The 12,455-nt window shown below is 34.2% G+C and carries 10 protein-coding genes and 1 pseudogene; 8 read left to right on the forward strand and 3 right to left on the reverse strand.

Annotation, left to right across the window (positions count from 1 at the left end):
- Nucleotides 1-25: 25 nt before the first annotated feature.
- The 6 genes and pseudogenes from E0F89_RS04945 to E0F89_RS04970 form a co-directional block, all read left to right on the forward strand.
- On the forward strand, nt 26-1,024 hold the full coding sequence (locus tag E0F89_RS04945) for an NADP-dependent oxidoreductase (RefSeq protein WP_131908746.1): 999 nt from the start codon (nt 26-28) through the stop codon (nt 1,022-1,024).
- A 293-nt stretch (nt 1,025-1,317) separates the two neighbouring features.
- A complete protein-coding gene (lpxD, locus tag E0F89_RS04950; protein WP_131908747.1) occupies nt 1,318-2,316 on the forward strand; it encodes a UDP-3-O-(3-hydroxymyristoyl)glucosamine N-acyltransferase in 999 nt (332 codons plus the stop codon).
- Nucleotides 2,317-2,483: 167 nt separating this feature from the next.
- Complete coding sequence (locus tag E0F89_RS04955) at nt 2,484-4,112, forward strand: acyl-CoA carboxylase subunit beta (protein WP_131908748.1); 1,629 nt, start codon at nt 2,484-2,486, stop codon at nt 4,110-4,112.
- A gap of 77 nt (nt 4,113-4,189) precedes the next feature.
- On the forward strand, nt 4,190-5,752 hold the full coding sequence (locus E0F89_RS04960) for a S41 family peptidase (protein WP_131908749.1): 1,563 nt from the start codon (nt 4,190-4,192) through the stop codon (nt 5,750-5,752).
- A 211-nt stretch (nt 5,753-5,963) separates the two neighbouring features.
- Complete coding sequence (locus E0F89_RS04965; RefSeq protein ID WP_131908750.1) at nt 5,964-6,167, forward strand: hypothetical protein; 204 nt, start codon at nt 5,964-5,966, stop codon at nt 6,165-6,167.
- Between the two features lie 413 nt (nt 6,168-6,580).
- Nucleotides 6,581-6,991, forward strand: a pseudogene (locus E0F89_RS04970) (DoxX family protein); the annotation flags it as partial.
- A 55-nt stretch (nt 6,992-7,046) separates the two neighbouring features.
- Here the strand turns inward: E0F89_RS04970 and E0F89_RS04975 are convergent.
- Both E0F89_RS04975 and E0F89_RS04980 read right to left on the reverse strand, forming a co-directional pair.
- Nucleotides 7,047-8,096: an AMP-binding protein gene (locus E0F89_RS04975; protein WP_131908752.1), complete on the reverse strand. Its 1,050-nt coding sequence runs from the start codon at nt 8,094-8,096 to the stop codon at nt 7,047-7,049.
- A 35-nt stretch (nt 8,097-8,131) separates the two neighbouring features.
- Nucleotides 8,132-9,046: a CPBP family intramembrane glutamic endopeptidase gene (locus E0F89_RS04980; RefSeq protein WP_131908753.1), complete on the reverse strand. Its 915-nt coding sequence runs from the start codon at nt 9,044-9,046 to the stop codon at nt 8,132-8,134.
- Nucleotides 9,047-9,140: 94 nt separating this feature from the next.
- Between E0F89_RS04980 and E0F89_RS04985 the strand changes: the two genes are divergently transcribed.
- Nucleotides 9,141-9,485, forward strand: a complete 345-nt coding sequence (locus E0F89_RS04985; RefSeq protein WP_131908754.1) for an ArsC/Spx/MgsR family protein — start codon at nt 9,141-9,143, stop codon at nt 9,483-9,485.
- A gap of 96 nt (nt 9,486-9,581) precedes the next feature.
- Nucleotides 9,582-12,035 (forward strand): TonB-dependent receptor domain-containing protein, encoded by a 2,454-nt coding sequence (locus E0F89_RS04990; RefSeq protein WP_131908755.1) that lies wholly within the window; start codon nt 9,582-9,584, stop codon nt 12,033-12,035.
- A gap of 125 nt (nt 12,036-12,160) precedes the next feature.
- On the opposite strand, the gene E0F89_RS04995 is transcribed toward E0F89_RS04990, so the two are convergent.
- The gene (locus E0F89_RS04995) at nt 12,161-12,358 is read right to left on the reverse strand and encodes a hypothetical protein (protein WP_165929975.1); all 198 of its coding nucleotides are present in this window, start codon (nt 12,356-12,358) and stop codon (nt 12,161-12,163) included.
- Nucleotides 12,359-12,455 lie beyond the last annotated feature (97 nt).

The raw sequence follows: 12,455 nt of genomic DNA on the forward strand, positions 1-12,455 counted from the left end.
AATACTCACTTTTAAAGAAAAAATTATGACAACCAAACAAATCGTATTAGCAGCAAGACCTAATGGAACTCCAATATTGAATGATTTCAGATTTGAAGATATAGAATTAGACGAACTGCAACAGGGAGAAGTACTGCTGCAAGGAATGTATTACTCCGTAGATCCTTACATGCGGGGCCGAATGAATGAAGGAAAGTCTTATGTCCCGCCATTTGAATTAAACAAAGCCATAGAGGGTGGTGTTCTGGCAACTGTGTTAGAATCAAAATCGGATCTCTTTAAAACGGGAGATGTTGTATTGGGGTCTTTGCCTTGGAGCGAAAAAATGATTGCTTCGGATAAAAACCTGCAAAAAATTGAATCGACAGTAGAATCGCTGACGTATTATTTAGGAATCCTGGGAATGACCGGATTAACCGCTTATTTTGGTCTCATGCACATTGGAAAACCAAAAGCAGGTGAAACTGTAGTGGTTTCAGGAGCTGCAGGAGCAGTTGGGATTGTAGTTGGCCAAATTGCAAAAATCCATGGAGCCCGTGTAATCGGAATTGCCGGTTCTGATGAAAAAGCATCGCTGCTAAAACAAGAATTTGGATACGATGATGTCATCAACTATAAAACAACTGGCAATATAAAGAACGCAATCGCTAATTTATGTCCAAATGGAGTTGATGTCTATTTTGACAATGTGGGGGGAGAAATTTCTGATGCAGTCATCCAAAACCTGAATTTTCACGCTAGAATTGCTTTGTGTGGGCAGATTTCCTTATACAATAGTACCAAAATTCCTCTGGGACCGCGTATTCAACCCATGTTATTAACCCGAAGTGTATTGATGCAGGGCTTTATTATCAGTAATTTTCAAAAGGACTTTCCAGAAGGAATCGCTCAATTATCAAAATGGGTAAATGAAGGAAAATTGAAATTCACAGAAACCATAATAGAGGGTTTTGATCAGTTACCGGCTGCCTTACTTGGTTTATTTAAAGGGGAAAACAAAGGAAAAATGATTGTCAAAGCATAAAATTCGAATCAAATAAATACAAATTAGCCGGTACTTTAAATTAAGTATCGGCTTTTTTTTAAAGTTAAATACATCCATACAATTAAGGAAACCCCTACTCCTATAGTACTCTGTATTTATTAAAATCAATTAGCTCTTCTCCATATCCTTAAAAGAATAACTATCATCGAATTGCGTTCAAAAGTATATAACTTCTTTTTTCATGCATATTAAAGAAACAGGAACATTAGGAATTTCAAACCTAAATTCTTTTATTTGAAAATTAGCAGACAACCAAATCCAAACAATACGTTATGAAATCTTACACTATTGAAGAAATAAATGAGATTCTTAAGGGAGAAATTATTGGGAACACTACCCAAAAAATAACAGCTCCTGAACAATTAGAAATGGCCAATATTTCCGAAATTTCTTTTATTGGAAATAAAAAATATGAAAAATTATGGGCTACATCCAAAGCTGGTGCTGCAGTCGTAAACAAAGATATTTCAATCGAACCAGGGGAAAATAGAGCTTTCATTAAGGTAAAAAACGCTGATTTAGCGATGTCTCAGGTGCTGGAACTTTTTGCTCCTCCTGCTCCAATATTTGCAGTTGATATTCACCCGACCGCTGTGATTGATCAAAGTGCAACGGTTTGTAACGGAGTACGAATTGGTCCTGGTTGCTATATAGGTCCAAAAGTTGTCATTGGAGATAACGCAACAATTTATCCAAATGTGACAATTATGGATGAATGCACAATTGGAAAAAACACGACAATCTGGCCCGGAACTGTCATTAGAGAACGCTGTCATATTGGGAATGATTGCATTTTACATCCTAATGTAACGATTGGTGCCGACGGTTTTGGTTTTCGCCCCGATCCGGAAAGAGGGTTGGTCAAAATTCCGCAAATTGGAAATGTAATTATAGGAAATAGTGTTGAGATTGGAGCCAACTCTTGCGTTGACAGAGGAAAATTCAGTTCAACCATTGTGGGTGATGGCTGTAAAGTCGATAATATTGTACAAATAGGTCATAACTGTAATATCGGGAAATTTTGTATCATAGCAGGACACAGCGGTCTGGCTGGTTCCATAACCATAGGAAATGGAGTAATTATAGGAGGAAACGCAGCTGTAAAAGACCATGTTACTATAGGTGACGGCGCCATTGTAGGCGGCGGATCTGGCGTTATAGCAGATATTCCTGCAGGCAAAACTGTATTAGGTTATCCAGCTGTAGAAGCACGAGATGCATTAAAACAATGGGCTATTTTGAAAAGACTGGCAAACGAATCCAAAAAATAAAAAGTCATTTTATTATTAAATTCATAAAAAAACAACTGGTGACTTCTGTTTTTTTGTTTTAACAATAAACATACATTCAATTCTCTGAATAAACGACTTAAATTAACAATAGTTATTTAGTTGGATTTTGTATTTTAGCACAAAAATTTTTAAAATACTATTTCATCATGGATTTGAACTTCAACAAAAACGAAGACCACAATAAACTTTTACTTTCCGCTTTGCGTCAAAAATTAAGCGTAGTTAAATTGGGCGGCGGCGAAAAACGCATCCAAAAATTACATGGTGAAGGCAAAATGACCGCACGTGAACGTATCGATTATTTATTAGATCCAAAAGCGAAATGTATAGAAATTGGGGCATTTGTAGGTGAAGGAATGTATACCGAACATGGTGGCTGCCCATCTGGAGGTGTTGTTGTTAAAATTGGATACATCCGAGGAAAACAATGCATTGTAGTCGCAAATGATGCAACTGTAAAAGCAGGTGCTTGGTTTCCGATAACTGCGAAGAAAAATCTGCGTGCACAGGAAATTGCAATGGAAAACCGTCTGCCAATTATTTATTTAGTCGATAGTGCCGGAGTTTATTTGCCTTTGCAAGATGAGATTTTCCCGGATAAAGAACATTTTGGACGTATTTTTAGAAATAATGCACAAATGAGCAGTATGGGAATCACACAAATATCAGCTGTTATGGGAAGTTGTGTAGCTGGTGGCGCTTATTTGCCAATCATGAGCGACGAAGCTTTAATCGTTGAAAAAACTGGAAGTATTTTCCTGGCAGGAAGCTATCTGGTCAAAGCTGCTATTGGCGAAAGCATTGATAATGAAACGCTGGGAGGAGCAACAACACATTGCGAAATTTCGGGTGTTACGGATTACAAAGCCAAGGATGACAAAGACGCATTAGATAAAATTAAAAATATAGTTGATAAAATAGGTGATTTTGACAAAGCAGGATACAGCCGAATTAAAGCGGTAAAACCCGCATTAGACGAAAACGAGATATATGGTGTGTTGCCAAAAGCCAGAAACGAGCAATACGACATGATGGAAATCATCAATCGTTTAGTTGATAATTCTGAATTTGAAGCGTACAAAGACGGTTACGGTCAAACCATTATAACAGGTTACGCCAGAATTGACGGTTGGGCTGTAGGAATCGTTGCCAATCAGCGAAAAGTGGTAAAAACTAAAAATGGTGAAATGCAGTTTGGAGGAGTAATCTACTCTGATAGCGCTGATAAAGCCACTCGTTTTATAGCCAATTGCAACCAGAAAAAAATTCCTTTGGTATTCGTCCAGGATGTTACCGGGTTCATGGTGGGATCCAAATCTGAACATGGCGGAATTATAAAAGACGGCGCTAAAATGGTAAATGCTGTTTCCAACTCCGTTGTTCCAAAATTTACTGTAATCGTAGGGAATTCTTATGGTGCAGGAAATTATGCTATGTGTGGAAAAGCGTATGATCCACGATTAATTTTTGCGTGGCCAAGTGCGGAATTAGCCGTAATGGGCGGAACACAAGCTGCAAAAGTACTCGCCCAAATTGAAGCATCTTCGCTTAAAGCAAAGGGAGAACTGGTTGACGAAACGAAAGAAAAAGAATTGTTCGATAAAATAAAAGCCAGATATGACGAGCAAGTTTCGCCATATTATGCTGCTTCCCGACTATGGACTGATGCTATTATCGATCCAAAAGATACCAGAACCTGGATCTCGATGGGAATCGAAGCGGCAAACCACTCACCTATTGAAAAGAAATTTAACCTTGGCGTCATTCAAGTGTAGTTGTCAGTGTTCAGCGATCAGAGGATAATTTTCTGATCGCTACTATTTTTTTAAGAATCCTTTGTTGCAGATATAAAATGAAAAAAATAATATTATTTTTCTTTACAGTTTTATTATTTGTGCACTGTACTTCGATAAAAAGACACAACGCGCAATTGAACAATTTAATTTCCGCTGAAAAGCTAAAATCCGACGTAGATTTTACATACAGAAAACTACAGGAATTACACCCAAAATTATACTGGTATAGTAGCGAAAAAGATCTGGACTATAAATTTGACAGTATAAAAACAACTATTACCGAACCAATGACTAGTTTTAAGTTTTTTAAAAAACTGAGTCCAGTCGTTGCTGCTGTTCGGCAAGGGCATGTGGTCGTTTATCCGCCAACCAAAAAAATGAGAAAGAAAGAAACCAAAGCACTCCTTGAAAAAGGCATTGGTCCTCTTTCTCAATTTGATTTTGAACTTTTCAATGAAAAATTGTATGTTATAAAGAATAATTCCCATGATAAATCAATCAAAATAGGAACGGAAGTAGTTACAGTAAACGGAACAAAGCCTATTGACTTAATAAAGGAATACAGTCATTTTTACAGCTCGGACGGTTTTAATACAACTTTAAAAACCAGCACTTCTGGCAAACGTTTTTCATCATTTTTCACTACCGCAAATGGACTTAAAGATAGTTTACACTATAATTTCAAATATAATGATAGCTTAAAAACCATTACGATTCGAAGAACAAAAGAGGACACTACTGGAAATCAGGCTAAAAAAATTGAAAAAAAACTGTTATTCAAGGATAAAGCAAAATTGAAAGCGCTTCGAAAAAAGAAAAGGGTAAACGGTTATTATTCCGTTGAAAAAAATTACAATCGAAACCTGAATTTCTTGGAAAAAGACAGCAGTGTGGCAGTCCTGAAAATTAGAAGTTTTAAAATTGGTGACTACAAATCATTTTATCGAGAAAGCTTTGCCAAAATAGCAGCATATAATTCCAAAGCACTTATTCTGGATCTTAGAAATAACGGCGGTGGCCGCGTTACTGAAATTGCCGATTTATATTCTTATTTAACATATTCTACTTTTGTATTTCTGGATAAATCTGAAGTAGTTTCAAAATCCAGTTTATTCAAAGGAGCTTATTTTTATGGCGGTTCCGTTGGAGTCAAAGCTTTAAAAACTATTTTTTCTCCAATAATATATAGCTATATATTGTTTACTGTTAATAAAAAACAGGATGGCAAAAAATACTTTAAAACGCAAACTAAGCCTCGTACAATGAATAAAAATGCTTTCAAAGGGAAAGTATATGTTCTTATCAATGGAGGAAGTTTTTCGGCGTCTAGTATAATTTCTTCTAATTTAAAAGGTTCTAAAAGAGCATTGTTTGTAGGCGAAGAAACTGGTGGAGCATTTAATGGAACCGTTGCAGGGTTTATGCCTCGGGTTAAATTGCCACACAGTAACATCCAAATTCGCATGGGTGTAATGTATATGGCTCCTCATTTCAAAACTACCACAGACGGGCGCGGCATTTTTCCCGATATGCAAATTATCCCAACCATTGAAGATCGTATAAAAGAAAACGATCCTGAAATTAACTGGATCCTTACTGATCTGCGATCGGGCATTTAAATTTCTTCAATTTTTCCCACACCAATGACATTAATCAAAACGATGTTGAAATATTCAATAGTTCGTATGTCATTGATTAATAATAATTTGTATCTTTAATTGTGTTTGCAAATTTTAAATTTTTAAATACTATTCATCTCTGCCTTATTCTTTTTTTTTTAATTGCATTAAAAGTATTCATCCTCATTTGACTATTTAATTATTTTAAAAAATGAAAATTATTCAGATTCTATCCTCGATTATTATGCTGTTGGTGTTTCAATTTGTATCGGCGCAGGAAAGTGAGCCCAATACTATTTCATTAAAAAAGGACAATTTAATTCACCTCGAAACGAGTATTAATCTATCACTGCCTGTTCACATTATGATGTATCGTGTCTACAGGCTTTCTATTGGCGTTAATTTGATGCCATAGAAATAAAATTCTCCGAGAAGGGAATTAGGAATAAAATCCGATTACGATTAACGTTTTATAAAATAAAACATCGGAATCATGACACCTGAAAGTAGTTTGAAAAAAAGGGCTCTTCCTAGTTACTTTAGTTTAATTTATATATAACCCAATGTACAATTCAATTTAAACTCGAAATGGTATTGGGGTGCCAAAACAGGAGTTGGTTGTACCATTTCCGATGAAGATAATGATTTTGGACTGGGATTTATTTCCAAATTTGCAGTTCCGCAATAATTTGGGATATGCTCGGGTTTATTTCTGGGGAACTATTTTAGAATAGGCCCAAACAAAAAAAGAACTCAGTTTATCATATATCTATTAAAATCAGAGACTTATTATTAATTTCAAAAGCTTTATTATTATGAATAATGTAAAAAAAATTAAATAAATGGGCAAACGCGCACACTTATTTACCGGTAGATTTAGCACGTATCGCGCTTGGGGTATTTTTGTTTATGAAGGGTATTTTTTTTGTGACAAATATCCAATATTTACACGATTTAATTTCACCGATTGACAAACTTGGGGGTGGGATGTTCCTTATTCATTATATTGCTCCAGCGCACATGGTAGGCGGCATAATGATCATTTTTGGTTTACTGACAAGATGGGCGATAATTGCACAACTGCCAATTTTGATAGGAGCTGTAATCGTGAATTTCATGGGTGAGATGTATTCTCAAAATTTGCTGTTGGCATTACTCACTTTAAGTTTTTGTGTAGCTTTTTTATTTTATGGCAGTGGGAAACATTCAGCGGATTATTTTTTTAAAATGGAACAATAACTAAATTAAAAAAAGCATCTATTATTTTCTAATAAGATGCTTTTTTTTTTTAAAATTATAGGCTGTCAATTATTTCTTTTCTTTTTATTTTTCCATTTTCTGTCTCGCTAAATTTCGAAACATAGAAAATTTCTTTCGGTTTTTCATATTTGTCCAGGCCTTCAAATATAATTGTGTCTACTGATTGTATTTCACCTTCAATTACCAAAACCAATTTTTCTCCTAAAACAGGATCTTGTTTTCCGGTTACGAAAAATCTTGAATTAATTTTATCAGATAATTTAGCTTCGATTTTTTCGGGGATCAATTTAATTCCTCCGCTATTTATGACATTATCTATTCGTCCCAAAAAAACAAATTGATTATCATTACGTAAATCCACTATGTCATTGGTAATTATTGCTTCATTAGAAATTTTAGGCGCATGAATAACCAAACAACTCCTATCGTCACAGCTGATTGTAATGTCCGGTAAAACGGAAAAAGCGTCCTCTCCTACTTCCTTGGCCGCAATATGAGTAATAGTTTCCGTCATTCCATACGTTTCATAAACCTTCGTTTTCAATTTAGAAAGTTTTTTTTCAAGTGTAGTATTCATTTTGGCACCGCCAACAATCATCTTTTTGACATTTTCCAATTGTTTTAAAGAATTTTGAGCTTGCAGTGGGACCATGGCTACAAAATCATATTTAACAATGTTATTCGTCATAGGATGCGAACTTGGAGCAACAAAATCTATATCGAGACCCAAAATAAAACTTCGCACAAACATCATTTTTCCCGCTATGTATTTAGTAGGCAAACAATGCAATGCTTTATCTCCGGGTTGCAGGTCAAAAAAATTGCCCGTTGCGATTGCTGAATTCACCATCGCTTGTTTTTCGATTCGAATCAATTTTGGAGTTCCTGTAGTTCCGGATGTACTCAAATCAAGGTATGATTTATTATCAAACCAATCGAGTAGAAAATCGCCTACCGATTTTTCATACTCATCTCCTTCTTTTATAAAACTGTAAGCTACTCGACATAAATCGTTCCGATTTAAATGAAATCCATTCAATTTAAAAAGATTGTGAACGTTATTATAGGTTAAAGTATTCTTCATAATTAATTGTTTTTTTATAGGTAACTTACGCTAATTTAATAAATTTTACCAGATAATTTTTCCTGCCAGTCCGTCCATTTGTACTTTTTACTAAAGATAAATAAAAGTATCGGGTAAATGATAACTACCGGTAAAATAACATCCACTCCCGCTGAAGGATCTGATATATCCTTGAAAATAGAATGTGTTTGAAAAGCAGACCAATCAGAAGTAATCAGTAAAGCCCCCACTAAGTTATTAGCAGCATGAAATCCCAAAGCCAGTTCCATTCCTTCATCCATTAATGTAATAACTCCCAGCAATAGCCCCGTTCCTATATAATAAACTAACACTATGTATCCAATTTTTGAGACTTCCGGGTTAAAAATATGCATTCCGCCAAAAATTATTGATGTCATTAGTAAAGGAAACCATTTATTCTTGGCAAGGTTTGCAAATCCCTGCATCAAATAACCCCTGAAAATATATTCTTCGGAACTGGTCTGAACAGGAATCAAAACAATTCCTATTAATGCTAAAATAGCAAATGGAACAGGCTTAAAATTGAAAACAAAATCAGCAGGATTTGAGAAGTAAAAAGATAATGTGGAAACAACTGTGAAAATAGACCAAATTGAAAATGAAAATCCGACTCTTCGCCAATCAATTTTAGTTCTTGATGTCGTCACGGACAGCATCGTTTGGTTGTGTAAATAACGCACCACTAATATTATCCCAATCATTATAAAAACAAAAGAAATTAAGATCAACAGCAAAGTAAGATTCGGCTCAAAAAAACGCATTATTGATTCATTGCTAGTAGGATACGGTTTACCGTTTACAAAAGTTTCATACAGTAAGGCAATTAGAAGTGGCAATTGCCCTGCAAATGAAGCGAAAATTATCAGTATGGATCCTAAGATGTATTTCCAAAATTTATTTTCTGATTTTATTCCTTGTTCTATAAACATGTATTTTTTTGGTTTAATTTAAATGCTGATTAGTTTGACAAATGCTATTTTTGTTACAAATTAAAGAACCTTAAACATTTAATTTCATATCAATATGATACAAATATACCATAATTCCCGCTGCGGAAAATCAAGAAATTGTGTTGCACTTTTGGAACAATCAGAAAAAGAGTTTGAAGTAATCAATTATTTGACCAACCCACCTTCTTTTAAAGAACTGTCTGCTATCCTTCAAAAACTAAATTTGAAACCTATTGAATTAGTTCGCGTAAAAGAAAAAATTTGGGTCGAAAATTTTAAAGATAAAAAATTGGACGACCTAGAAATTATCGAAATATTAATTTCAAATCCTATCCTCATTGAACGACCTATTGTTATTAGGGGGAACAATGCAATAATTGGTCGGGATTTACAAAAAGTAGCCGAATTTATTTTGTAAGATCATATTTTTTTAATTAACATTTATTTGTGATTTGTTACGTTAAACCAAATCATACTTTTGCATTCTAAAGTGCGCAACCCTATTTTAAATAAAATGAAAAAAACAAAACCCTTTTTAATTCTTGTTCTATTTCTTACAACTCTATTCAGTTTTGCACAGCAAGGCCCTGCTGTTCCAAAAATCAAAATCACAGGAAAGGTTGTTGAAAAAATCAGCAAACAACCACTTGAATATGCTACAATCACTTTTTACAATCCAAACAATCCTAAAGCAGTTGCTGGTGGAATTTCTAATCCAACCGGTGAATTTTCTATTGATATCACACCGGGAGTTTACGATATAAAAATTGAATTTATATCTTTTAAAGTAAACGAAATCAAACAGAAAACACTTCAGGCAAGCACTAGTTTAGGTTTAATTAGCTTAGAAGAGGACATTAATCAATTAAATGAGGTTATTATTCGTTCTGAAAAAACGACCGTTGAAATCAAACTAGATAAAAAAGTTTACAATGTAGGAAATGACCTTATGGTAAAAGGCGGAACTGTAAGTGATGTTTTAGACAACATTCCTTCTGTTGCAGTAGATATTGAAGGAAACATTAGCCTTCGTGGAAATGACAATGTACGAGTGCTTATTGACGGAAAACCTTCTAATGCTATTAACATTGCTGAAGCGTTGCGATTGATTCCGGCCGATGCAATTGAAAAAGTAGAAGTGATTACCAATCCATCTGCGAGATATGATGCTGAAGGTGGTGGAGGTTTATTGAACATCATTTTGAAAAAAGGAAAAAACCAAGGTTTAAATGGAACATTTATTGCCTCGGCAGGATATCCTGAAAATTATGGTTTGAGTGGTACATTAAATTACAAATCAAAAAACTTTAATCTTTTTACTACGCAAGGATACAATGACCGTAGTAATCCGGGTAATGCATTTACAAATTCAAGATATTTAAATGCTGATAACACAACTCGAAATTATGTAAATGAAACTAGAGAAAATGAAAGAGATAGTAAAGGATATAATGGAAACTTTGGAATCGAATGGTATTTAAGCGAGAGTCTTTCTTGGACTAATACATTCAATTATAGAAAAAGTGATGGAATCAATGTGGATGACATTTTCCAAAATAACTATGATGCAGGATTTAATTTTGACTACACCCGAAATCGTATCAATTTAGAGAATAGCGATAGTGAGAATATAGAATACGCAACTAACTTCACTAAAAAATTTAAAAAAGATGGTCATAAATTAACATTTGATGGTTCCTTCTCTACTAATGATGATGTAAACATTGCGTTAATTACGGATACAGCCACTAATACAAGTCTGGTAAAATTCGATAATACAATCAACAATCAAACTCAAAGCAGAAATTTACTTCAAATGGATTATGTGCTGCCTATTGGAAAAGGAAGCCAGTTTGAAGCAGGTTACCGTGGCGATTTCTCCGAACTACTTACAGATTACAGAGTTGAAAATGATGGAGTAGTCAATAACAATTTCACCAATACTTTAGAGTACAAGGAGAATGTAAATGCAGTCTACACACAATATGGTGTGAAGATTAGCAAATTTTCTGCCCTTTTCGGATTGCGTTTTGAGGATTCTAATATTGAAATTAATCAATTAGCAACCAATGATTTCAATACTAAAAAATACAATAACTTTTTTCCAAGCGCTTTTTTCACTTATGAAATCTCAGACAAAAGCAGTACTTCAATAAGCTATAGCCGAAGAATTCAAAGACCGAGAGGAAGAATGTTGAATCCGTTCAGTAATTTGTCAAGTAACATCAATATTTTCGTTGGAAATCCAGATTTAGATCCAGCTTTTTCAGATGCTATTGATTTCGGTTACATCAAAAGATGGGAGAAATTAACCTTTAATACTTCCCTTTATTTAAATAAAACTACGGATGTATTTCAATTTGCAAGAAGAGAATCAGGAGATTTCGTAAATGGAATTCCCATAATAATTAGTTCACCGATCAACTTGGCTACTGAATACAGAACTGGATTTGAATTTACATTAAATTTTTCTCCATACAAATGGTGGAAATTAAACAGTAATTTCAATTTCTTCAGAAGCGAAACGCAAGGAGATTTTACTTATACTGATTTTAACAATAATGAAATTGTACAAAATTTTGATAACATAGCAACATCATGGTCTACAAGACTGACTTCAAAAATCACGTTGCCGTACAAAATCGAGTGGCAGACTAATGCAACCTATAACGGTCCGCAAAATAATGCACAAGGAAGAAGCTTAGGTATTTTTGCGGCAAACCTTGCCTTCAGTAAAGACATCTTAAAGGATAAAGGTACTCTTTCATTCAACGTGAGTGATGTACTGAACTCCAGAAAAAGAATGATGGAAACGTACCTTCCGGGAATTGTTGATTCTTACAGCGAAATGCAATGGAGAGTAAGACAATTTAATTTATCATTCACCTATCGTTTCAACAAACCTAAGAACGAAAGAGAACAGCCTAAGCGAAACCAAAATGATAACGAAGGTGATTATCAAGGATAACAAAATTAAGGACTCATGAAAATGGGTCCTTTTTTTATATAAATCATTTAATATATCTGAATAAAAAAGTATAAGCATAAAAAAAAGGGCCCATAAATGAGTCCTTTTTTTATTTAACAAAAAGATTAAACTGATTGTTCTTGCTTCTTTTTTGCTCTTTTCTCCTTGTATGCCTCCCAAGTTGCTCCACCTATCCAATAAGATACGAAACCAACTAGAAAAAACATCAACCAAAATCCTATAGTAAGAATGGTTAAGAAAAGTAAAAAGCCTAAGTACTGTGAAAATTCAAACATGTTTTCCGGAATTTTGAATGTAGCCACAAATGTAAGTTTAATTCCTTTTCGTACCAATAAAAAAGCATAAAAACTATCAATCAATTTTTATAAAAAAGGAATTATCCGTATTTTTGAAAACAGA

Source organism: Flavobacterium caseinilyticum (assembly GCF_004349085.1).
Taxonomy (GTDB): Bacteria; Bacteroidota; Bacteroidia; order Flavobacteriales; family Flavobacteriaceae; genus Flavobacterium; species Flavobacterium caseinilyticum.